Below are 23,252 nucleotides of genomic sequence, written 5' to 3' on the forward strand. Positions count from 1 at the left end.
TATTAACAGCTTTACAAGACTTAACAAGTACAGAAAATAAACAATAAGAAAAGCTATTTACTTTGCGTGAAATAGATGTTACGATGCTTTTAGATGTAGTAATAATTATTACTTTTATTTAATTTAGTGTTATTTTTATCACGTGAGAAGGGTCTTTTTTTAAAGTCATCATTGAATACGCTTTCAATCAGAAAGTGTGGAAGGAGTGTTTTAAATTGAGTTATACAGCACCGCTTTTATCGATGAGTGTAATTGAACGAGCCAGAAGGCTGAATACGACGCTTGTTTCGGATGCGATGGGATGTACGGGCTCCATGCACCACACCGTCAAGCCCGCAGCTTCAGGGATGAAGGTTGTTGGAACGGCGCTGACGGTTGATTTAAGAGCGGGAGACAACCTGTTCCTGCATCAAGGAATTTATTGCGGGGGAGAAGGGTATGTTCTGGTCGCAGATGGAAAAGGCCACACCGAAAATGCATACCTCGGAGAGCTGATGGCCGGAGCAGCGAAGGCGATAGGGCTTGAAGGGATTGTCATTGACGGACTTGTTCGGGACAAAGAGATGCTCGCTGAAATGGGCTTTCCGATTTTTGCGAAAGGCTTTACGCCAAACGGGCCGTTTAAAAATGGACCGGGAGCGATTAATACGCCGATTTCCTGTGGGGGTGTCACCGTTCATCCCGGTGATCTTGTCATGGGGGATGAGGATGGCGTCATTGTCGTTCCGCAGAACACAATAGAAGAGGTGTTAATGAAGGCGGAAGCTAAACTGGAATATGAAGAAAAACGCGTTCAAACGATAGCGGAATACGAGGAAAAGCGTAAGCAGGGGCGTGCAGAAGGATTAAGTATCGCACCGCCATGGCTGGCAGATAAAATAAAAGAATTCGGCTTTTAAAAAAGGAGAGGAATATCGATGCACGTAGGATTTGTCGGATTTGGGGAAGCAGCCTTTGAACTGGCCTCAGGTTTACGAGAGCAAGGACTTAACAAGATGACAGCGTATGACCCGCTTTGGAACGTACCGATGCATAGTGAGCGGATTGCAGACCGTGCGGCGTCAGCAGGGGTAGCACTCGTACAGCGGGCAGAGGCCGTGCTGGAAAACACGAATGTCGTGATCGTTGCGGTACCGGCGGATAAAGCACTCCAGGCAAGCATTGAATTAAAATCGTATGTAAAAAGCGGTATGCTGTATGTAGATGTGTCTGCATCCAGTCCAGCTGTAAAAAAACAAGCAGCCGCTCATATTCAAGAAAAAGGCGGCCGGTTTATTGATGCAGCGATGATGGGACCGCTGCCCGTTTACAAGCAAAGCGTCCCCATTTTGGCGAGCGGAACCGGGACGGATGAATGGATCGCGGCCATGCAGCCGTATGCGATGAACATAACAAAGGTAAGCCAGGTGCCGGGAGAAGCTACGGCGGTAAAGCTTATACGCAGTATTTACATGAAGGGCGTTGCGGGCCTGTATATTGAACTGCTGGAAGCCGCTCACGAATTCGGTGTAGAAACGCTGGTTCTTGATTCTCTTAGTGAGACGATCAACGGCCGCTCGTTTGAAGAAACGATGAACCGGCTTGTAACGGGAACGGCTTTTCACGCAACAAGACGATCAATAGAGCTCGGGGGTACGATTGAGATGCTGGATGCAGCCAATATCGATTCTTCTATGTCGAAAGCGGCAAAAGAAAAAATTGAGAAGCTTGCTTCGTTGAACGTAAAAGAGAAATGGAATGAAGAAAAGCCTGCGCACTGGCTGCAGGTAATTGAAGCCTTTAAAGTGACAAGCTGATGAGCAAAAGAGCTGCGGCGTTCGTCAGTGCCGCACGCTTTCGTTATTCATTCTGAAGAAAAGGGGTGCCTTATGGGTATTGGAATTTGGGCGTTGCTCATGTTTATTGTGGTCATTGTCTTCTTTAATCTGGTGCTGAAGCGGAACATTGCGGAGGCGATGCTTGCTGGCTTTATTGTAACCGCTTTATTTGGTGGGGCTCAAGCGCCAGAATTGATGTGGAGTGGACTTGTGTTTGCAGCAACAAATGATGTTTTATACGCCTCTGTCGCATTTGTTTTCATGGCATATGTCATCGATAAAACAGAAGTCATTGCCAGTTTGATTAAAATTTTGAACTCGCTTCTCGGACGTTTGCCGGGTGGAGCAGCGTATGTGGATACGATTGCCTCCGGTGTGATGGGCACGCTGGCTGGCTCGAATTCAGGCAACACCGCGACGACCGGTTCGATTACTGCACCGTGGATGGTCCGGTCCAACTTCAGCAAAGAACTGTCGGCAACGGTCGTCGCAGGAAACGGCGGGCTGGGTGCCGCGCTTCCGCCGAGTGCATCCATGTTCATTATGCTTGGTTTTGCACCTGTTGCAGCGGTTATTTCAGAGGGTGATTTATATGTTGCCTTGTTTATTGCCGGGGCCTATCAAGTCATTTACCGCATCTTTTTAATTATGTTTTTTGTAAAGCGAGACAAGATTAAATCGGTTTCGCCGGATTTTATCCAGCCATTAAAGGAATCGCTGCGTACAGGCTGGACGTCTACACTCATTTTCCTGGGAGCATTAATTCCAATTGTGATGACGATTGGTCCACTCGCCGACTTTTTTGCGGCTAATCCGTCTATCGGTGAAGGCGCGTTGGACAGCATTTCACTCATCACATGGATTCCGATTTTAATTATCATCATCAGTATGATTGTCGGGCGTGCTCACCTTCCGAAAACAAAAAAGGACTGGTCATCCTTTTTAACCGATGCGATCCCGCGCTTTTCAACAATTGGCGCCCTGCTGGTCTTTGCGTACGCATCAAGTCAAGTATTGACAGACCTCGGACTGGCTGAAGATTTAACCGCGTTGATGGGCTCGATTGCCATTTCTAAATGGCTGATGGTCGTTTTGGTAGGCTTGCTTGTAGCGCTTGTGGCAGGACCGCTGTCTTCTACTGCAACGCTTACGGCAATCGGTTTGGTCGCTTTTACTGGAATGGTGTCAGCAGGGGTGGACCCACTGCTGGCGGTCGTGGCGATTCTCGTCTTTGCTTCAACAGAAGGCGCTTCTCCACCGGCATCCGGTTCGATCTTTATCGCCGCTTCATTAGCCGGCGCGCAGGCAGAAAAAACGTTTGTGCCGTTGATTATTTATTATGTTATTCCGATTTTATTGATCGGCTATTTGATCGCCATGGGCATTCTTCCAGTGCCAATGTAAAAAAGGAGGGGAAACAATGAGAAAATTGCTGGCAACTTTATTTAAACTGTGTCTTGTCCTGTTTCTTTCGGGCGGCACGTGTCTTGTGGCCGGACAAATCGGCGGGCTGCTTTTGCAAAACGGCGATATGGTGACGAGAACGTGGAATCTATTTGCCAATCCAACATTCACAATCAGTGCCATTGGCGGCGTACTCGGTTTTATCTTAAGCTATTTTCCAGCCGAAAAAGCAGAAGAAGCAGAGCAGTATGCGTCGAACGAATGGAATGAAAATGTAGAGAATATTCGCTGATCGGTTACTTAAAGCAGACACTCCTTTTGGGGATGTCTGCTTTTTCTTGTGTAAAGCCAGCCATTTTTACAAAAAATCGAATAGGTGATACTATTTCGTTAAAGATAAAAGGTGGAAAATTTACGACAGCCGATGTCCAATGGGAGAGATAAAATGGAAAACCCAATTATTGCGTTGCAAGAAAATATTTCAAAGCTGACGGAAACTCAAAAAAAGGTAGCCGATTACATTATTAAAAACCCGCTTGATGTTGCTTTTTTGACCGTCGATCAATTAGCAGGTCTTGTTGGAACGAGTACAACGACGATTATGCGATTAACATTCAGTGTCGGCTATTCAGGCTATACAGAATTTCAAAAAGGCCTTCAGGAAATACTGCGCAACCGTGCTGCACCGCAAACGCGACTGGAAGCGAATATAAAAGAGATGGGCGAAAACAATTTATGGGGACGGTACGTGGAAAGTCAGATCGATAATATTCAAGATACGATTAACATGGTTTCGCCGGAACTGCTGGACCAGGTGATGGATAAATTGGTTTCCGCTGATCGGATCATCTGCACGAGTGTCAGAAGCGGCTTGCCTGTCGCCCAATACTTGACACACGGGCTGAACCGCCTTCTTGGCAATACACAGCTTATACTCTCAGATGTAAGTGACTGGGTGGATACGCTTGTCAATATGACCTCCAATGATGTGGTCATTGCCGTAAGCTTCCCCCGCTATGCCAGAAGAATTATTGACCTTACTGAAACAGCAAAGAAAAACGGTGTGCAGGTGATTTCAATCACAGACAGCTACTCCTCTCCTTTAATGAAGTATTCCGACATCGTGCTGCCTTGCAACTCAAGCAGCATTGCTTTTCATAATTCGGCGGTCTCTTCTATGTTTGTGGCCGATTATTTAATCAGCGCCATTGCGATTAATTATCCGGAAAGAACAAAGGAACGTCTCGATAAGGTAAATGAAACGCTGACGAATATGAACTATCATTCTATCCAGTGAGAAGCACAACCATAAGAAGGGGGAGGTCGCGAGTGGAAGAAAACGATAAAGTGAAACGATTTGATACATGTGAAGCTGTCCTAAAGGAGCTCGAAGCACTCGGCACAGCACGAACGAAAAAGGTGTATGTCGGAAATGGAGCACAAGAGCCGCTGTTTGGTGTAGCAACAGGCGCGATGAAGCCGATGGCCAAAAAAATCAAGCAGGATCAGGCGCTGGCGGATGAGCTGTATGAAACGGGGAATTACGATGCGATGTATTTTGCAGGAATCATTGCGGACCCGGAGGCGATGACGGAGGAGGATTTTGACCGCTGGCTGAAGGGAGCTTATTTCTTTATGCTTTCCGATTATGTCGTGGCCGTTACGCTGGCGGAGGCGCCCATTGCCGAGCAGGTGGCGGACCGGTGGATCAAAAGCGGTGAAGAGCTGGCGATGTCGGCCGGATGGAGCTGCTACTGCTGGATGCTCGGGAACCGGCCGGATGAGGCGTTTTCAAGCGAAAAGCTGTCTAGCATGCTGGGCATGGTGAAGCGTTCGATTCACGAAGTGCCGGTGCGAACGCAAATCGCGATGAATCTGTTTTTAACCACGGTTGGCGTATCCTATAAGCCGCTCCATGAACAGGCGCTTCAGGCAGCAAAGGAAGCGGGGCCGATTGAAATCAAGCGGGAAGGCAAAAAAAACAGCGTGCTGAATGCGTTTGAGAGCATTCAAAAAGAAGTGGATAAAGGACGGATCGGGTTTAAGCGCAAGCACGTCAGATGTTAAAAGGGGAGCGAACGATGATGATGAAAAAGGAGAAGATCACGGCCGCACAGCAGGACATGTTGTTTCAAACGTTGCGGGACCGTTTCGAGAAAAACCGGGGCCGTCATGAAGGGATGGAGTGGGCAAAAGTCCAGGCGAAGCTTGAAGCAAATGCAGAGAAAGTATGGTCGCTTTATCAAATGGAAGAAACGGGTGGTGAGCCGGACGTAACCGGGTTTGATGGGGAAGCCGGGGACTATCTTTTTGTGGATTGCGCAACGGAAAGCCCTAAAGGCCGCCGGAGTGTGTGCTACGACCAAAAGGCGCTGGAAGCCCGGAAAAAGAATAAGCCTGAAAGCAGCGCGGTTGAAATGGCTGCTGCGATGGGCATTGAGCTGCTGACGGAAGAACAGTACCGGGAGCTGCAAACGCTTGGAGAATTTGACAGGAAAACATCAAGCTGGGTGCGGACGCCTGAGCCGATCAGGCAGCTTGGCGGCGCTCTTTTTTGTGATTGCCGCTATAAAACGGTGTTTGTGTATCATAATGGAGCGGATTCGTATTATGCGGCACGGGGATTCCGCGGCTTGCTGAGAGTGTAGCGCTGGAGAGCGCCGGAAAAAGAGAAAGAACGCCGGTATCCATCTCCCGATCGCCGGTAACTGAATATATCGGCGATCGGGCGTGGTTTTCCAGCGTTAGGAGAGAGATACCGGCGATCGGGAACGTTTTTCGGCGTTGCACCAAGACAACCGTCGATCGCGGATTGATCAGGAATCCATCGATTTGAAAAACGGAATTTTCTTGAGCGCAGCACAAACTGGAATCGCGACCAAAAGCCCGACAACATTTTGCACGAGGTTGCCCGGGATCGAGGCGGCAGGAACAATCCAGCTGCCGAACAGCACCGCTTCGCAAATGTAGTAAACGACCAGCATAAACGGAACAGAAGCGATGGCGCCTAAAATGTTGAAAGCGCTGCTTTGGCCGTTTCGCCCGTTTGACCAGGCGATTTTGCCGACGACGTAGCCTTGAAGACCGCGGGCGACCACCGTAAACGGAGCCCAGAGTGTCCAGCCAGAAACTAAATCAAACAGCCCCATACCGACTGCGCCAGCGATAGCGCCTTTTTTTGGTCCGAATAAAATAGAAATAATAAAGAGCATGGCAGTACCCAGGTGGACCAGTCCGCCGTTCGCTGCAATGGGTAGCCGGATGTTTAATAAAAGGGTGGCGATAAAAACGAGTGCAATGGCCATTGACGTCAAAATTAAATGAAATGTACGTGCAGAAGCTGTGTTGTTTTTCATGTTCAAATACCTTCCTTGTATGATCCATCTGTAAAGATGTCCTTGATAACAGTAGCAAAGAACCGCCCGCTTGAAAAGAGTGAATCTGAAGGGATTTTAATCAAAAACGGACTGCTCAGTTTTTCTGCCCTTTTAAAAAAATCAAAATTATCATATAATAGGAGATAGTTTAATTTATAAAAAACAGGAATGGGCTATCACATAGGTAGAAGTGAGACAGAAAAGGTGTGTGACACGGTCGCGCCTTGGCTCGGTGGAACATCTGAGCATAAGCGCTTACATCCTTTCTGCAAATTCAAGGGTAGAGGGAAGGTAAACATGAGTAACAGAGAAACGAATACAGACGTTATTTTGATTGGTGCCGGAATTATGAGTGCGACCCTGGGAATTCTGTTAAAGGAATTGGACCCTAACTGCAACATTAAAGTATTTGAGAAGCTCGAAGGTGCAGGAGAAGAAAGCTCGAATGAGTGGAACAATGCAGGAACAGGACATGCAGCGCTGTGTGAGCTGAACTATACGGCGGAAAAGCCGGATGGATCGATCGACATTAGCAAAGCGATCAATATTAATGAACAGTTTCAAGTATCTATGCAATTCTGGTCACACCTTGTGAAAAACAAGCTGATCGAGAATCCGCAGGAATTTATCATGCCATTGCCTCACATGAGTTTAGTAGAAGGGGACGAAAATGTCGCGTTTTTAAAGAAACGGTTTGAAGCGCTCTCAGCCAATCCCTTGTTTCAAGGAATGGAATACTCGGATGATCCATCCACATTAAAGGAATGGATTCCGCTTATTATGGAGGGACGTTCATCGAGTGATCCGATTGCCGCAACCAAAATTGATTCCGGAACAGACGTGAACTTTGGTGCGCTGACACGGATGCTTTTTGACCGGTTAAAGACCGAGAACACAGATATTCGCTACCGTCACAGTGTAGAGGATTTAAAACGCACGGAACACGGATTATGGGAAGTGAAAGTGCGCAATCATGAAAAGAATACGCTTGAATACCATACAGCGAAGTTCGTTTTTGTCGGCGGCGGCGGCGGAAGCCTGCACATTTTGCAGAAATCCGGCATCCCGGAAGGCAAGCACATTGGCGGATTCCCGGTGAGCGGCATCTTTATGGTGTGCAACAATCCGGACGTGATCGCACAGCATCACGCCAAAGTATACGGCAAAGCGAAGGTCGGAGCACCGCCGATGTCGGTTCCACATTTGGATACACGGTTTATTGAAAATAAAAAGTCATTACTGTTTGGCCCGTTTGCCGGCTTTACGCCGAAGTTTTTGAAAACAGGCTCGATGATGGACCTTGTGACATCCGTTAAACCGGATAATCTCCTGACGATGCTGTCAGCGGGGGCTAAAAATATGTCCTTAACAAACTACCTGGTCCGTCAGGTTATGTTATCAAAGGAACAGCGCATGGAAGAGCTGCGTGAGTTCATCCCGAACGCCAAAAGCGAGGATTGGGACTTTGTTGTAGCCGGCCAGCGCGTGCAGGTGATCAAGGATACGGAAGCAGGCGGAAAAGGAACACTTCAATTCGGCACAGAAGTCGTCAGTGCAGAGGATGGTTCGATTGCAGCACTGCTCGGGGCTTCACCGGGTGCGTCAACCGCAGTTCAGGTCATGCTCGAAGTCTTGACGAAATGCTTCCCGGACCGGATTCAGGAGTGGGAGCCGAAGATTAAAGAAATGATTCCATCGTACGGCCTGTCGCTGATGGAGAATCCAGCGCTGCTGAATGACATTCACACATCAACAGAAGAAACGCTTCAGCTGAGCAGCAAAAAACCCGTTTACAATTAACGATAAAAGAAGCATCAGGAATCGTCCTGGTGCTTCTTTTTCTTTATGGTCAGCCTAGCGGGATGGCTGCTTTGACCGCCTTCACAATGTATTTGTCCGGCCATGCAGCGAGCAAGCCGAAGATGCTGGCGTGGTGAAGCTCAAGCTGACGGATTTTGGCCGTTGCCGTTCCTTTCAGCAGCTGAGCGAGCAGGTGAAGTGTCATGTTTATGTCTGTTTCCTGCAAAAAATCGGTAACGGCCAGCACGTCCGAGCGTGTTAAGTGGAACTCGCCTATATGAAACAAGACATCTGTTGGCTTTGGCTGGCGCAAAAGTGCTTGCTCCTTGAGCTCTTCATGGAGCTGCAGCAGCTCCTTTTGAAGCGTATCGAAGCGGATGTGCTCTGCTTTTTTCAATAACGTAACGTCCGGCAGCTTCACGTGGGACAAAGAAAGCAGGTCAGGTTCGATCTGTTCTTCCGGGAAGGTGGCGTCACGCAGCGACAGAGAAAAGAGCACAGCCGGATGCGCTTCGCCGGCGCAGCTGCGAATGATTTCCTCGTAAGGCGCCAGCTGCTGCTTTAGCTGCTGGAGTGTCCGCAGTCCTTCGATAACATTCATGCTTTGCAGGGCAATCTCGTTAAATTGCCGTTCGATGGTGGCAATCCGTTTCACGGCCTGCTCGATGCTGACCTCGTTCGGAAGCTCGACACGGCCGTTGAATAGGTTCCATTTCACCGAAAACGAGCACGCAGGGCAGCTGCATAAAAGAGCGTCCTCCTCGTAGTGAAGTGTGAGCTCTTTTTCGTGTGTGCACACGCTCCATTTCCAATCAGCGGGAATCTGACGATAAGGGCGCATGACAATCTCAACCCGGTGACGCCAAAAGGCGAGATCCTCCGGGTACTTTAAAACGGCAAGAAGAGATGATTTGTTCATCACTTCCACAGCTTCGATCACGTTCTTTTTCGAACGGGCAAGGGAAATAAACGGATGATCAGCGTAGGCTTCCTTGATTTTTTCAAGCCATGTATGCGGCGGCGCCTGATCGATGCGGGCATAAAAAACATATTCCTTTACTAATTGTTTCACGTGAAACACAAGCTCGTCGGCCGAAAGTGTTCCGTAACGAACGTCATAAAACAGGTCGTCCTGCAGGGGAAGTCCGCGCTTTAAAGAATGTTTTTTCCATAAAAACATTACCGGCTTGATGAAATGAGGATAAAGCCGTTCTTTTTTCGAAATGCCAATAGGCAGGCGCACATCACTGGCCGCTAAAAATTGCTCGAGCAGCAGATGTTCTTCAGGAGACAGCGCGGCTATTTCTGCTGAGACAATTTGCTGCACTCGGGACAAAATCGCCCGTTCTTCTTTATGGCCAATTGACCGGATTTCTGGGTGCTTTCGTCCGACCGGAACAAACAGCAGGGATGTATACGGTTCAAAGACGAAGCCCGGTATCGATTCTCTCATTAGCCAAACACTCCTCTATGATGATGTCTTCTATTATAAGGTGCAAGGAAACGAATCTCGACTTTGTACCCTCTGAGAAGCGCAAAAGCGTATTTCAGTGTATTCTTATGATAGGAAACATTCTGAAAAAAGGACGTGGGAATATGTCAGAGCGAGATATGTCGAAATACGAGAAAAAAATTATTGTACGAAACATCCGCATCGGAGATATCGATGCGATCCTGAGCCTGTCAAACCGCTGTTTTCCGGGCATGGAGCCATGGAAGCGTGAGCAGCTAGAGAGCCACATTCATACGTTTCCGGAAGGGCAATTTTGTGTGGAATACGAGGATAAAATTGTCGGCTCCTGCTCGAGCTTGATTGTGAACTTCGACGAGTATGATGACCAGCACACGTGGAACACCATTACGGACCATGGCTACATTACGAATCATGATCCGAATGGGTTTAATTTATATGGAATTGAAGTGATGGTCGATCCGGAGTACCGCCGGATGAAGATTGGCCAGCGCTTGTATGACGCACGAAAGGATCTTGCCCGTGAATTAAATCTGCAAAGCATTATTATCGGCGGACGCATTCCAAATTATCATCAATATAAAGCAGATATGACACCGAGGGAATATGTGACGGCTGTTGAAAAGCACAGCATTTACGACCCGGTACTGTCATTCCAGCTGATGCAGGGCTTTACGATCAAGCGGATTAACACGCGGTATTTGCCGGATGATACAGATTCGGCTTCTTTTGCGACGTTAATGGAATGGAACAACATTGACTATTTGGCTAAATCGCGCCGTGTGTACCGGGCGTCGTTTCCCGTCCGTATTTGTGCGATTCAGTACATGATGAAAAAAATTGATTCCTTCGAGGATTTTTCACGGCAGGTCGAATATTATGTTGATGTAGCGGCTGACTTCGGCTCCGATTTCGCTGTATTCCCCGAGCTTTTCACAACCCAGCTCATGTCGTTTCTCGAGGAAAAGCGTCCGGACAGTGCGGTGCGCCGGCTTGCGACGTATACGGATCAATATATCGAGCTGTTCACTGAACTCGCAGTGCGGTACAACGTGAACATTATCGGCGGCTCGCACTTCGTAGAAAAAGACGGAAATATCTTTAATGTGGCGTATTTATTCCGCCGCGACGGCACGATTGAAAAGCAGGAAAAAATTCATGCCACTCCAAACGAGCGCAAATGGTGGGGCATCTCAGAAGGAAATGCGATTGAAGTGTTTGACACAGACTGCGGCAAAATTGCCATTCAAATCTGCTACGATGTGGAGTTTCCTGAGCTTGCCCGCATTGCGGTCGACCGGGGCGCGAATATTATCTTTGTTCCGTTTTGTACGGATGACCGCCAGGGGTACTTGCGTGTCCGCTACTGTGCACAGGCGCGTGCCATTGAAAACCAGGTATACACATGCATTGCCGGAACCGTTGGCAACCTGACGCATGTTGAGAACATGGACATCCAATATGCACAGTCGGGCATTTTCTCTCCATCGGACTTCGGCTTCGCACGGGACGGTATTGTCGGCGAGTGTGATGCAAACGTTGATACCGTCGTCGTAGGGGATGTTGATTTGGAAAAGCTGAGACGATCAAGAAATACAGGATCGGTTCAGCATTTGCGTGACCGCCGCCGTGACTTGTACCGGATTGAGCTGAACAGTTTAGAGGTTGATTGACGAATCGACCGGAAAACGGTGCGAGATGGCCGGTTTTTTGTTCAAGATGACCGGATTCCATTAGGCAACGGCCGGAAAGCGGGGAATTCGGTCATCCGCTGCTGAAATCCGGTCGATTTCCGCGTTTTTCCGGTCCACCAAACTGAAAACAAGCAGCTTCGTCTACAAATGACGAGGCTGCTTGTTTTTATTCCAGCTCTTTTTTAGCGGGAAGCGTTTCGGCGGTTTCTTTGTTGCACAGGACAAAAAGCCGAGCGTCTGCTGGAATGGGTTCGTCCAGCTTTTGGTTGATGTGCAGGTCAGTGTGATCCGCGACAAGTGTAGCCCCCTGTTCAAGCAGCGCTAAAAATGCATCGCGGTACGTGCGCCATTCAGGCTGCCGTTTCACTTCGTAAATGCTTTCTCCGTACTGCTGACGGCTCATCAGCTCAGAGTAAATATGGGTAATGCCATGTGAAAACAGAGAACGTACTGCTGCGTGTGAAATCATTTCCTGTGTCGGGATAAATTCATCCACCTTCACCCGCTCAAACAAACGAATATGCTTTTGGTCAATCACTTCAGCGGTCACATGAATTGAAATGTTCATTTTTTCTTCAATCGCTGTAATCGCCGTGGCAATCAGCAGCGTTTTGCCGTCAGACAGGAGCGGATCTTTTTTGGCGTCCCCGGTTTGAACGATGTCTTCTGCAAAAATGATGACGCCCTTTGCGTGAGGAAGATTGGCCTGCATCAATGTTTCTTCATCGGCCGCATCCCCGCATACGTAAAACAAATGCTCATCATCAACCGGTGTTTTGTCCAATTGATCAATCAACACAACATCTACACTTTGATCCGAACGGACAATTTCCTTTAGTGCCGCTTCGGATTTTTCACTCCAGCCAATAATAATGACATGATCTTTTCCGGTATACGTCATTTTTCCCCCAACCTTTAATTGTTCGATTCTGAAAATGGATTCGATGATGTTGCCGATAAAAATACTCACTAGCCCAATTCCTGTTACATAAAGAAAAATGGTAAACAGCTTGCCGGCATCCGTGACCGGAGCGTAATCACCAAAGCCGACGGTTGCCAGCGCCGTGAGCACCCAGTACACAGCGGTTAAGTAGGAATCAAATGTCCGGGGCTCAATCAGCATGGCTGCCCACGAAACGGCCGCGATATAAAGAAAGAAGAAGGGAAGAAAGATCCTGCTTCTCAAGCGGATTAAATAATAAAAGGTTTTTTTCATCTGGATTCATCCTTTAATCAAACGCGATTGTTCCTCTATCATTCCCTTCTTTGATAAAAACTGAAACCAAAAAAAAACGGCCGCCGCAGAGGGGGCCGTTTCTTCGCTTTTACAGCGCGTCTTGAATAACCTTTTTACAGTAGAAAACGGAAAGAAGGCCAAATATCGAGTACAGAGCTGTGTAAAGAATCATCACGATCAGCATCGGCATCCACAGCTCTGCGCCGAAGAAAAACCAGCCGGACTGAACGGCAAAGTAACTGTGAAGCAAGCCGATGGTGAGCGGAATGCCGAAGTTAAACAGCTGCTTGAATTGAAGCCCCTTCAGCAAGTCGCCCTGAGTATACCCGAGCTTGCGCAATATCGTGTAGCTGCCTTTTTCCTGCTCGCTTTCATCCATTTGCTTAAAGTACAAAATGCAGCCGGATGTAATGAGGAAGGTTAAGCCTAAAAACCCGACAATGAACATGATCAGTCCCATGTTCTGCTTTTGATTCACCGCCATTTCCAGCTGGGAAAGAGGCGCAATCGTGCTCCCGAAGGACTGCTCTAAAAACAGCTGATTCGCTTGATGAAGCTCATCTTCATTTCTTATTTGCAGCCCGATGTAAAGCGACGTTTCTCTTTGAATAGCTGGATCGATGTCCTGCTTCAGCCGCCGGAAAACAGAGTCATCAACAACGGCAACAGGCAGCCCGCCGCTTGAAAAAAAGTAAGGCAGCAAAAAGTCGCGCTCCAGGCCGATATAGTGTTGAGGAATCACTTCAGTAAGACCGAGCAATTCAATTTCTCCGGACTCCTTTAATGGCATAAAGCGGCTTAACGCATCGCTGTAGCCGGAAAAAACAGTGTCTTCCGGATGCACATCAAAGCCTGGCGCATCGCGGTCGCTCATGGCGGGCATCAGCATTTTATCCGCATCAAAGGTCACGTCCTCCATTTTGCTTTCCATAATAGAGGCAACGTTCACCTCCACCTGGATGGTTTCAATTTGTTTTTCCTCGTACGCAATCGCATGCTGATCAAGGGACTGCTTGAACAGGGCGGCGTCCTGAGGAGTGAAAAAAGCGAAATCCTGCGGCACGCTTTGCTCGGCTGCTTTTTCCGCCGAATAATACGAAATGTAGGTGAGCGACAGCAGCCCGATCGCCAGTGCCGACACCGTCGTAATGATGGTCAGCATCAGCGCGTTGGATTTCATTCTGAACATAATAGACGAAAGCGACAAGGCATCATTTACAGTCAAATAGCCGCCTTTCCGCTTGCGGATGAGGTGAAACAAAAAGCGGACGGAGCCTTTGTAAAATAAATACGTTCCGATAATAACAGAAGCCAGAATAAACGCCATGGCGCCGAACAGTGCATTCATCGACATGAAGTCGCCGCCGAACAGCCGCGACGAAACGATGTAGCCGGCGGCAATGAGCCCGATGCCGAGCAGCCCAATTGCAGCATCAAGCTTTGTGATGCGCTGGTTTTTTTCTTCCGCTGTACCGGATGTGCGGAAAAGAGAAAGAATCGTCTGGCGCTTGATAAAGAGTGTATTCATCGCAACAATGGCCGCATAAATAAAAACGAAGACGAGAACGGTTTGCCAGAGTGCCTGCGGTGAAAACGATAGCGACGCAATGGCCTGAACACCGGTAATCTTATATAACACCATGATCACAAGCCGGGAAAAAGCAAACCCCGCCAGGAGCCCTGCGAGAAGGGAGCCGAAGTACAGAATCATATTTTCCACGCTAAGCAGCCGGATGATCTGCCCTTTCGTCATGCCAATCAGCTGAAGCAAGCCGATCTCTTTGCTGCGGCGCTTAATAAAAATCGAGTTGGCGTATAGAAGGAAAATGGTCACAATCGCCACCAGCAGAATCGAAGCGGTACGGGTGGCGGCGGCTCCTTTTATGCTTCCTTCTGCGGCATCCATGGACGGATCATATTGAAGCGTCACAAATGAAAAATAAAGCGCCGCACTGAAAACAAGAGCAAAGACGTATAAATAATAATGACGCAGGTTTTTCTTTAAGTTGCGTCCGATCAGCTTGTTAATGCTCATGCTGCACCCCGCTCAGCAGCCCTTGTGTTTTCATAATATCCTCGAAAAACGCCTGGCGGGACTGGTCGCCTTTGTTTAGCTGTGTGTACATGAGTCCGTCTTTGATAAAAATAACCCGGCTGCCGAAGCTTGCCGCAGCGGGATCGTGTGTTACCATCATAATCGTCGCTGCCCGTTTTTCGTTTAAGCTGGTCAGCTTATTTAACAGGTCAGAGGCGGACTTGGAATCAAGTGCCCCGGTTGGCTCATCCGCAAAAATGATGCTCGGCTCATGAATAAACGCACGGGCCGCAGATGTCCGCTGCTTTTGTCCGCCGGACAGCTCGCTCGGATACTTGTCGCGAATATCTCCTATGCCCAGGTCATCGGCAATCGATTCAAACCGCTGATTCGCTTCTGCTTTTGGCGTTTTGGTTATCGACAGCGGAAGCAGAATATTTTCTTTCACGGTCAAGGTGTCCAGCAGATTGTATTCCTGGAAAATAAAACCTAAGTGATGCTTGCGGAATTGGGCTAATTTTTTTTCTTTCATGGCCGTCATTTCGTTGCCGTCAATCCAGATTGAGCCCTGGCTGGCACGGTCGATGGAGGACAGCACATTCAGCAGTGTTGTTTTCCCGGAGCCGGAAGCGCCCATAATGCTGACGAATTCCCCTTTTTCTACGTGAAGATCGATTCCTTTTAAAACGTCCTGTCGATTAAATTTAAGGCCGTAGCTTTTGCGAAGCTTGGCTGCTTTTAAAATGCTCACTCCGTCTCACTCCTTTTCTTGATACATTCATTGTAAAAATAAATGCCAAAAAAGTCCTTTCACCAGACGAACAAAAGAAAAAAGCATGTGACATTTTTGTCACATGCCTGTTAGCCGGCCCAGTTCATTTTGCTTCGGGAAGGTGAGGGTAAACGTTGTGCGTTCTTTAAAAACGGATTCAGCTTTGATTTGAATGAGCAGGGTGGAAGCGGCTTTGGCTGCGAGGTACAACCCCATTCCGGTGGCCCCGTTTTGCTGATGGTGAACGGAGTCGGTTGACGTAAACCCTTTTTCAAAAATACGCGGCAAATCCTGCGCGCTAATCCCGCGTCCGAAATCAGTCACTTGAAGGAGCACCCGTCCGTCCTGTTCAACGCTCCGGATCACAATCTCGCCCGTCTCACTGTATTTGACCGCATTGGTCAGCAGCTGCCGGAGAATAAAAGACAGCCATTTTGTGTCGCTCAGCACATGAAGGGCGTGCAGGTCGACATCAAAGCCAATCCCTTTTTGAAAGCACCAGGATTGAAGGCTGCGTATTTCGCCGAATACGATCGGTTCGAGCGCCGCTTGTTCTATATATAAATCGTTTTCGATAAAGGGCAGCCGCTTCCGGTGCAGCTGCTGGTCAAGCAGCAGGTGAATACGCAGCCATTCGAATGTCAGCTGTTCCTTTGCTTTTTCATCCTCCAGCCGGTCGAGCATTAAATGCATAGCCGTCATCGGTGTTTTCACTTCATGTACCCATGAAAGCAGGTCGTCCTTTTCCTGCTCAAGGGCCAGCTGATTTTCAGTCAGCTTTTGCCTGTAGCGGGCAGTCTGGCTTTCCACGTGCGCTGCTGCGATGTGTTCAAATGGTGTTTCCGGACGGGGAAGAGAAGGCGCATCGAGCGAATCATCAAGCGCCTGCAGCTGTTTGTAAAACGCGGTTTCCTTTCGGCAGCGAACCGCGAAAAACAATAAAAACAGCAGTGCCGACAAAGCAGAGATGTATAAAACGGACGAAAAGGGGACCGTCGGATCAATAAACGCAATAAACAGGATGAGCAGCTGCTGAACAAGAAACAAGCCAATCCAGGGCAGCCGCTCTTTTACGAATGCTTTAATCATACTCTACCGCCATGTACCCCTGGCCGACTTTGGTTTCAATATGCTGGCCGATTTCGAGCTCATCCAGCTTTTTACGGAGCCGGTTCATGTTGACGGTCAGTGTATTATCGCTGACGAACCGCTCGTCATCCCAGAGCCGCTTAATCAGCTCGCTTCGAGTGACAATTTTGTTTTTCTGCTCAATAAGCTGCCGGAAAATAAACAGTTCATTTTTCGTCAGTTCGATGGTGCCGAGATGGTTTTCGACCGTACTTTTGTCGTAATCGATTGTTGCACCGCACCACGTTTTCAGCATAGAAGAATCAGTGCTGTAATTGTAAGCGCGCCGAAGCACCGCCTGGATTTTTGCAACGAGCACATCAAAATGAAACGGCTTTTGAATAAAATCATCCGCTCCGAGCTGCATCGACATGACCATGTCAGTCGGGTGGTCGCGCGAGGATAAAAACAAAATCGGGACATTTGAATGAGAGCGGATCATGCGGCACCAGTGAAAGCCGTCGAACTTCGGCAGCTGAATATCAATAATGACGAGGTCCGGCTGAACGGCGGCAAATTGCTCCATCACGTTGCTGAAATCCGGAATGCCTGCTACTTCGTATGACCACATCGCAAGCCGGTCACTGATTTCCTGAAACAGTGTCATATCGTCTTCAATCAATAAAATCTTCACGTTATGTTTCACCACGAATTTCCTTTTCCTTCATTGTACCATTTAGATGGAAGAAGCGGCGGGCTTTTTCCATTCCATTGATTAAAATGGATACGGCGTGCTCGCCCTCGTAATGAGTGCGCGTTGTCATGTTCCGGAAAGACTGGGAGCGGCTGAATGTTTTCGCTTCGCCGCCTGTCAAATGCGTATCGGCCAGATGAAACACCTTCCGGCTCGGACGGCCGCTTTTCTTCATATAGTCAATCGCGTATTCTACTCGAACCTTCAGATCGATTGTAGAGTAAAGGTCGGCTGAAAAAACAAGAGACTCGCCCACGCAAATGGAGTCTGATTCGAGGGAAAACGTTTGGACAACGGCTTCTGCCGCATCAGGATAGCCGAACAGCTGCAGCACCTCCGTGTTCCCCTGCTTCAGAAGAGTGCGGGAAGCATGCCGCAAAATCCAATCGGTATGAGCATGCTGGCCATGACGATCTTGCACCCATTGGATCACGTAATCTGGGTGCGTTTTAGATATGTCATTTAAATGGTTGGCGACACTTTTTCGTACATACAGGGACGGATCGGCAAGAAGCGGCTCAAGCAGCGGCAGCAAAGGAGAAGGATCTTTTTTGAATGCAGGAATTGACTGTCCCCATGGAAGCCGCGGGCGGGCTCCTTCACTCGCCAGACGGCGAATATGGTCGCTGTCGCTTCGTGTCCATTCCTTCATTTGCGCCAGCATCCGGCCGGTATCCTTCAGTAAAAAGGGACGGACCGCAAATTCGGACGTGGAATAAGCCGTCAGCTCGGCGAGGGCCTCGACGGATTCCGGCCAGTGGTCCAGCCCGTATTGTTCAACAAAGTCAGGAAAGACAATGCCAGTTAAGCCGCTGAAGTGTGCCGCTGTTTTTTTGATAACCGGTAACGCTTCGGTGTACGGCTTGTTGATTCCTTTGTGAAGAGCAGTGGAAAGCCGACGCACCCGCTGCTTCAGGGCAAGCTGCTCCCAGTCATCTGTGTACGTACAGGCAAAGAAAACCTCCTGGTTAAAGGTGGGGTCATACTGGCTGGTTCGGTCAGCTATGGAGTGAATGAGAGAGTCAGTAAACAGATCTTTCAAATCGGCCATCGTGATCAGTCCTTTTTTCACCAGTATAGCATAAATGGAATGTATGTTTGTGAAAAGGGGGAAGGTGTAGGATGGGTTTCTTCGTTTTAGCGGCTGATCAATCGGCCGGAAAACGGGTGTCCATGACCGGATTTTTCTTCAATGGACCGGAAAGACAGGCGCGATGACCGGAAAACGGGGAATCCGGCCATCGTCTGACTCAATCCGGTCGGTTTGCCCCTTTTTCCGGTCCACATCGTCAGAAAAAACGGATTATGGCGCTTTCACCGCTGACGCAACTTTTGGCCAAACACCGGTAAATTCCGGTTCATTGTAAGCAAAAAAGTGTTGCAGGTTTTCGGTGCGGTGGTCCAGGAAAAGCTGATCGGCGACTTCTGATACAAGCTTCGGGACGCCGTAACGCATACCGGAAAGAGCGGAAGCAGAGATGCCGCTGTTAATAAGTGCGGAGTAATTAAACGCAAACAAGCCGTATACGTGTTTTTCTCCTTCTTCTGTCCGGCTCGTGTAGGCAAAGCCCGGTGTCAAGTAAGGGTGGGCATCGATCATCGGTGAAGCTTCTGCCTCGGGAGCCTTGTACCGGTCGCGCCACCGGGCAATGTGCTGCTCAACCAGCTTCAGCTCGGGTCGGAGGGCAGGGTCTGTCAACAAGCCTGTGCTAATAATCAGAAAGTCGAATGTAAACGAACCAGCAGGTGTTGTCACAACAGCGCCTTGATCAGCTGCTTTTACGTCCAGCCATGGCGAGGCGATATGCAGATGAAAGCCCGGCCAGGAAGAAGCGCGCTCAAATGTGTCATTCGTCGGCGGCTGATTATGCTGGAAAAAGTGACGGATCGCCGCATATTTGTCCGCATCAGGCAAGGACGGAAACCGTTCGATCATGCCGGACGTTTCCATCTGGCGGATCGGATTCACGCGTGGCAGCTCCTTTCGTCTCACAAAAACGTGCGCCTCGGCCACGCCTTCTGTTAATGCAAAGTTCGCATTGTCAAAAGCAGATGCACCCCCGCCAAGCACAGCGACCTTTTTGCCTTTTAATGAATCGAAGTCAATGGCTTCCGACGTGTGTGCATATAAATGGCGCGGCAGATTATTCGCAATCATCGGCGGAACGTGCCACTCACCGCCTCCTTGAATGCCGGTCGCCAAAATGACCTTCCGGGCTAAAAGAGCAGGCGCCGGCGCACCGGCACCACCGATATGAAGGCGGTACAAACCTTCAGCTAGAGGTTCAATAACATCCAGCTTCACGTCATTAACGACTGGCAGCTGGAGAATGCGCCGGTACCAGCGAAGGTACTTCATCCATTCTCCGCGTGGAATTTTGTCCAGCGCCTCCCAGCCGTCCTGTCCATGCTGCGCTTCCCACCAGGCGCGGAATGTCAGCGAAGGAATGCCGAGGTCAATGGAGGTCAAGTGCTTCGGTGTCCGGAGCGTCATCATCCGGGCGTAGGTTACCCACGGCCCTTCCAGCCCTTTACAGTTTTCATCAATGACGAGAATGTTGGACACGCGTTCACGCAATAAGCCGAACGCAGCGCCAAGACCGCTCTGTCCGCCACCGACGATAACGACATCGTACACATGCCCGTCCGGATGGTGAACAGGCGTTACCCAGTCGGCTCCTCCGTAAGCAATGTACGATAAATCTGTTTTCACTCGTTCTGTTAATTGTTCTAAGCTCAACATTGACCCATCCCTTCGTGTTATATTTAGTTACATGTAAAGTTAGTTAATTATACATTATCATGTGTTCTCCATTTTTTCTTGTGCACTTTATCTGAATTTTCTTTTTTCAATTGGTGGAACTGCCGTAAGATAGATTTCTTCCGCTGATCTCGCTAAGATAAAAGAAACAATGAAACGGGATGGAGATGAACACAAGATGAGTGAAAAAAATGATGACAGCCGCCTGTCCATTCAAACGACCGGGGATCAAATTGGATTTCCGCAGCACGCTCATTATCACCGCTATGAGCCGACTCCGTATGAAGGGCTTGATCAGCTGTTTGAAAGCTGCGAAGTGGGCCGTGAAGACGGATTTGTCGATGTTGGGTGCGGGAAGGGGCGCGTGGCTTTTTACGTACATGATCGCTTCGGTGCCTCGGCAACAGGCATTGAAATGAATCCGGCCTTTTACGAAATATGCCTGCAAAACAAAGCGTCTTACACGAAAAGAAAAAAGCGGCAGCGTGGCTTTATCGACTTTCAATGTTTAATGGCACAGGATTATGAGGTAAAAAAGGAAGATACGGTTTTTTACTTTTTTAATCCATTTTCTATTCAGATTTTCATTACGTTTGTGCAGCGGATTTTAGTGTCGGCCGAGCAGTTTCCGCGCTGTTTGACGATCATTTTGTATTATCCGGCCGATGACTATCTTTTTTATTTGCAAAACGAAACGGCCTTTGAATGGATGGATGAAGTAAAGCTAAGCGGATTGTATGAAAAAAGCGAACACGAACGGTTCGTCGTTTTTCAAAAGAAAGGGGAGATTGGATGAGTGAATGCCAATTGAATCATTCATATGCAGATGTCGTGAATAAACTGGAGAGCCAAAAAGATTTTTTGCCTGAAGCGCTGTATGCGAAAGTGCAGCACTATTTGCAGGAGGAGCGCACTCAGGATTTATTGAATGAGCTGTTTCATTTGTTGAAAAAGTACGATCTTGCTTCAAGCGAGGAACAGGAAGTCCGGAACAACCGGCTGACAATGATCGTCGATAATTGATCCCCATTTGCACGCCGCAGGCACATTTCTTTCCTTGTGTCTGCGGGCTTTTTGCGTTATGTTAAAAGGTAGATCATTTTCAATTTATGTAATGAAAGAAGGAACAATATATATGAATAAATCATCCATTTACGGATTGACGTTCGACCAGCTGGAAGCCTGGCTGCTGCCGCATGGATATAAGACCTTTTGGGCACAGAAATTATGGAACTGGCTGTACAGGGAGCGAGTGGCGGATTTTGATGCGATGACCGACATGAAGCCGGAATGCCTTGCGCTTTTAAAGGAGCACTTCGTCATGCATACGCTGACGGAACACATTAAGCAGGAGTCAGCAGATGGAACGGTGAAGTTTTTATTTAAGCTGACGGACGGCAACTTGATTGAAACGGTGATGATGCGCCACAAATTCGGCTTGTCGGTTTGTGTGACCACACAGGTCGGCTGTAACATCGGCTGCAGCTTTTGTGCGAGCGGGCTGCTCAAGAAAACACGCGATTTAACGAGCGGCGAAATTGTCGAGCAAATTATGAACGTGCAGCGGGCGCTGGATGAAGCGGGCAATGGCGAGAAGGTCAGCCACATTGTTGTTATGGGCATCGGTGAGCCATTTGATAACTTCACGAACTTAATGGATTTCCTGAACGTTGTCATGAACCAGAAGGGGCTGGAGATTGCCGGACGCCATATTACCGTTTCCACCAGCGGCCTGGCGGATAAAATTTATGAATTCACCGATTCAAAGGTGCCGGTGAATTTGGCGATTTCCCTGCATGCACCGAACAATGAGCTGCGTACGCAGATTATGAAAATCAACAAAGCCATTCCATTGGAAAAACTGATGGATGCAGTGGACTATTATTTGGAGAACACGAACCGCCGCATTACGTTTGAGTATATTTTGCTGAAGGACGTCAATGACCGTCCTCAGGATGCGCTGGAGCTCGCTGAACTGATCGGCCACAAAAAGCAATACGTGAACTTGATCCCATACAATCCTGTTGATGAGCATGGGCAGTATCAGCGCAGTACGCCGGATGCGATCATGGCCTTTTACGATACGTTGAAGAAAAAAGGCTTGAACTGTGTCGTGCGCCAGGAGCATGGAACGGACATCGATGCCGCCTGCGGACAGCTCAGAAGCAAACAAATTCAAAAAGCGCAGTAAAATCGTCAAAAAATGGGTATAGAATAAGGAAGTGCAGATCAATAGGGGAGGCGCTGAAGATGGACTTTCTTCTCGTTGGATTCCTTTTATGGGGATTGCTTATTGCTGCCGTTATTCTGCTTGTCGTCGGACTGTGGAAAAACGAATGGAAGGCACTGCTTTGGAGCGGTCTCTCCTTTTTGCCGCCGATGCTGCTCATTGCAGCGGGCGACGGAGGATTCCTATTCAAGCTGGCGCTGCTCGTTCCGGTGGCTGTTATGGCCGGGGCGTTTTGGATGAAAAATCGAATGATGTATTTTATGTAAAAGAAAAAGCTGAACCGGGTCCCGGTTCAGCTTTTTTTATGCGCGTTTTTGACGGCGGTGGCGCCACATCATATATTGATAGCGGATAAAGCAGCCGATGCAAAAGCCCATTAAGGCAACGGAAGCTGCGGCAATCACCAGGATGCCGAATGCATAGCCAGCGGCTGTCCAGCCGGCGCTAAAAGAGAGCAGGGCAAGGGCCAGGCAGATCGTGGCGATCCACTGATTAAATATCTGCTGGTCCTTGTCTTCTTGAATGTATTGACTGGCTGGCTTTTTCAAAAAGCGGCGGCTTCCTAAAATAATCGGATTTTTCTTTGTGATTAACGTAATGACGCCAATCAGAAAGGGCAAAAGCAGTAGAGCCGGATGGATCAATAAGCCTGCTAAGACGCTGAAAACCATAAAAAATTGATTGATTTGAACAAGTGGTTTCGGAATACCCATACACGTTCACCTTCCTTTATTCAGATTATACATAGTTATTTAATCGGAATAAAGTGATTTGCTTAAAAAAGGCATCCGTAAATAAATAAATTTTTGTTTTTAAATTTTGGCAGCATAAT

The 23,252-nt window shown here is 48.4% G+C and carries 23 protein-coding genes; 13 read left to right on the forward strand and 10 right to left on the reverse strand.

Features of this window, described 5'->3' with window-relative positions; translation table 11 throughout:
* The first annotated feature begins 215 nt into the window (after positions 1-215).
* The 7 genes from BW952_RS12870 (at position 216) to BW952_RS12900 (ending at position 5,869) form a co-directional block, all read left to right on the forward strand.
* The gene (locus tag BW952_RS12870) at positions 216-899 is read left to right on the forward strand and encodes an S-adenosylmethionine--2-demethylmenaquinone methyltransferase (protein ID WP_045851214.1); all 684 of its coding nucleotides are present in this window, start codon (positions 216-218) and stop codon (positions 897-899) included.
* Between the two features lie 18 nt (positions 900-917).
* The gene (locus BW952_RS12875; RefSeq protein WP_045851213.1) at positions 918-1,796 is read left to right on the forward strand and encodes an NAD(P)-dependent oxidoreductase; all 879 of its coding nucleotides are present in this window, start codon (positions 918-920) and stop codon (positions 1,794-1,796) included.
* A 72-nt stretch (positions 1,797-1,868) separates the two neighbouring features.
* Complete coding sequence (locus BW952_RS12880; protein WP_045851212.1) at positions 1,869-3,221, forward strand: TRAP transporter large permease subunit; 1,353 nt, start codon at positions 1,869-1,871, stop codon at positions 3,219-3,221.
* A 16-nt stretch (positions 3,222-3,237) separates the two neighbouring features.
* Entirely contained in the window at positions 3,238-3,513 is a 276-nt protein-coding gene (locus BW952_RS12885) for a hypothetical protein (protein ID WP_076496318.1), read from the forward strand.
* A 153-nt stretch (positions 3,514-3,666) separates the two neighbouring features.
* Complete coding sequence (locus tag BW952_RS12890) at positions 3,667-4,518, forward strand: MurR/RpiR family transcriptional regulator (protein ID WP_045851211.1); 852 nt, start codon at positions 3,667-3,669, stop codon at positions 4,516-4,518.
* Positions 4,519-4,550: 32 nt separating this feature from the next.
* Positions 4,551-5,288 carry a DNA alkylation repair protein gene (locus tag BW952_RS12895; protein ID WP_231581412.1) on the forward strand — a complete coding sequence of 246 codons (738 nt, stop codon included), beginning with the start codon at positions 4,551-4,553 and terminating at the stop codon, positions 5,286-5,288.
* A gap of 14 nt (positions 5,289-5,302) precedes the next feature.
* On the forward strand, positions 5,303-5,869 hold the full coding sequence (locus tag BW952_RS12900) for a DUF4256 domain-containing protein (protein WP_414735811.1): 567 nt from the start codon (positions 5,303-5,305) through the stop codon (positions 5,867-5,869).
* A gap of 168 nt (positions 5,870-6,037) precedes the next feature.
* Here BW952_RS12900 and BW952_RS12905 read toward each other — a convergent pair whose 3' ends face one another.
* Positions 6,038-6,577 (reverse strand): ECF transporter S component, encoded by a 540-nt coding sequence (locus BW952_RS12905; RefSeq protein ID WP_045851209.1) that lies wholly within the window; start codon positions 6,575-6,577, stop codon positions 6,038-6,040.
* A gap of 318 nt (positions 6,578-6,895) precedes the next feature.
* On the opposite strand from BW952_RS12905, the gene BW952_RS12910 reads away from it, so the two are divergent.
* Positions 6,896-8,398, forward strand: coding sequence for a malate:quinone oxidoreductase (locus tag BW952_RS12910; protein WP_045851208.1), 1,503 nt, complete (start codon positions 6,896-6,898; stop codon positions 8,396-8,398).
* Between the two features lie 49 nt (positions 8,399-8,447).
* On the opposite strand, the gene BW952_RS12915 is transcribed toward BW952_RS12910, so the two are convergent.
* Positions 8,448-9,851, reverse strand: coding sequence for an RQC-minor-2 family DNA-binding protein (locus tag BW952_RS12915; RefSeq protein ID WP_045851207.1), 1,404 nt, complete (start codon positions 9,849-9,851; stop codon positions 8,448-8,450).
* A 143-nt stretch (positions 9,852-9,994) separates the two neighbouring features.
* Between BW952_RS12915 and BW952_RS12920 the strand changes: the two genes are divergently transcribed.
* Positions 9,995-11,542: a bifunctional GNAT family N-acetyltransferase/carbon-nitrogen hydrolase family protein gene (locus tag BW952_RS12920; protein WP_045851206.1), complete on the forward strand. Its 1,548-nt coding sequence runs from the start codon at positions 9,995-9,997 to the stop codon at positions 11,540-11,542.
* A 187-nt stretch (positions 11,543-11,729) separates the two neighbouring features.
* Here BW952_RS12920 and BW952_RS12925 read toward each other — a convergent pair whose 3' ends face one another.
* From BW952_RS12925 to BW952_RS12955, 7 genes are all read right to left on the reverse strand, one after another.
* Complete coding sequence (locus tag BW952_RS12925; protein WP_045851205.1) at positions 11,730-12,779, reverse strand: potassium channel family protein; 1,050 nt, start codon at positions 12,777-12,779, stop codon at positions 11,730-11,732.
* Between the two features lie 109 nt (positions 12,780-12,888).
* A complete protein-coding gene (locus BW952_RS12930) occupies positions 12,889-14,835 on the reverse strand; it encodes an FtsX-like permease family protein (protein WP_045851204.1) in 1,947 nt (648 codons plus the stop codon).
* Positions 14,825-15,586, reverse strand: coding sequence for an ABC transporter ATP-binding protein (locus BW952_RS12935; protein ID WP_045851203.1), 762 nt, complete (start codon positions 15,584-15,586; stop codon positions 14,825-14,827). The genes BW952_RS12930 and BW952_RS12935 overlap by 11 nt, the downstream gene beginning before the upstream one ends.
* 99 nt (positions 15,587-15,685) lie before the next feature.
* The gene (locus tag BW952_RS12940) at positions 15,686-16,696 is read right to left on the reverse strand and encodes a sensor histidine kinase (RefSeq protein WP_045851202.1); all 1,011 of its coding nucleotides are present in this window, start codon (positions 16,694-16,696) and stop codon (positions 15,686-15,688) included.
* A complete protein-coding gene (locus BW952_RS12945; protein WP_045851235.1) occupies positions 16,689-17,369 on the reverse strand; it encodes a response regulator transcription factor in 681 nt (226 codons plus the stop codon). Before BW952_RS12945 ends, BW952_RS12940 begins: the two co-directional genes overlap by 8 nt.
* 1 nt (position 17,370) lies before the next feature.
* Positions 17,371-18,480, reverse strand: a complete 1,110-nt coding sequence (locus BW952_RS12950; RefSeq protein ID WP_045851201.1) for a DNA alkylation repair protein — start codon at positions 18,478-18,480, stop codon at positions 17,371-17,373.
* Positions 18,481-18,732: 252 nt separating this feature from the next.
* Positions 18,733-20,169, reverse strand: a complete 1,437-nt coding sequence (locus BW952_RS12955) for an NAD(P)-binding domain-containing protein (RefSeq protein ID WP_045851234.1) — start codon at positions 20,167-20,169, stop codon at positions 18,733-18,735.
* A 199-nt stretch (positions 20,170-20,368) separates the two neighbouring features.
* Between BW952_RS12955 and BW952_RS12960 the strand changes: the two genes are divergently transcribed.
* From BW952_RS12960 to BW952_RS12975, 4 genes are all read left to right on the forward strand, one after another.
* A complete protein-coding gene (locus BW952_RS12960; protein ID WP_045851200.1) occupies positions 20,369-20,986 on the forward strand; it encodes a class I SAM-dependent methyltransferase in 618 nt (205 codons plus the stop codon).
* Positions 20,983-21,213: a hypothetical protein gene (locus BW952_RS12965; RefSeq protein WP_045851199.1), complete on the forward strand. Its 231-nt coding sequence runs from the start codon at positions 20,983-20,985 to the stop codon at positions 21,211-21,213. Before BW952_RS12960 ends, BW952_RS12965 begins: the two co-directional genes overlap by 4 nt.
* A 112-nt stretch (positions 21,214-21,325) precedes the next feature.
* Positions 21,326-22,381 carry a dual-specificity RNA methyltransferase RlmN gene (gene rlmN, locus BW952_RS12970; RefSeq protein WP_045851198.1) on the forward strand — a complete coding sequence of 352 codons (1,056 nt, stop codon included), beginning with the start codon at positions 21,326-21,328 and terminating at the stop codon, positions 22,379-22,381.
* Between the two features lie 59 nt (positions 22,382-22,440).
* Positions 22,441-22,686, forward strand: a complete 246-nt coding sequence (locus tag BW952_RS12975; protein ID WP_045851197.1) for a hypothetical protein — start codon at positions 22,441-22,443, stop codon at positions 22,684-22,686.
* Positions 22,687-22,722: 36 nt separating this feature from the next.
* Here the strand turns inward: BW952_RS12975 and BW952_RS12980 are convergent, their stop codons facing one another.
* Positions 22,723-23,133: a DUF4395 domain-containing protein gene (locus BW952_RS12980; protein ID WP_045851196.1), complete on the reverse strand. Its 411-nt coding sequence runs from the start codon at positions 23,131-23,133 to the stop codon at positions 22,723-22,725.
* Positions 23,134-23,252 lie beyond the last annotated feature (119 nt).

Source organism: Domibacillus enclensis (assembly GCF_900156125.1).
GTDB classification, from domain to species: domain Bacteria; phylum Bacillota; class Bacilli; order Bacillales; family Domibacillaceae; genus Domibacillus; species Domibacillus enclensis.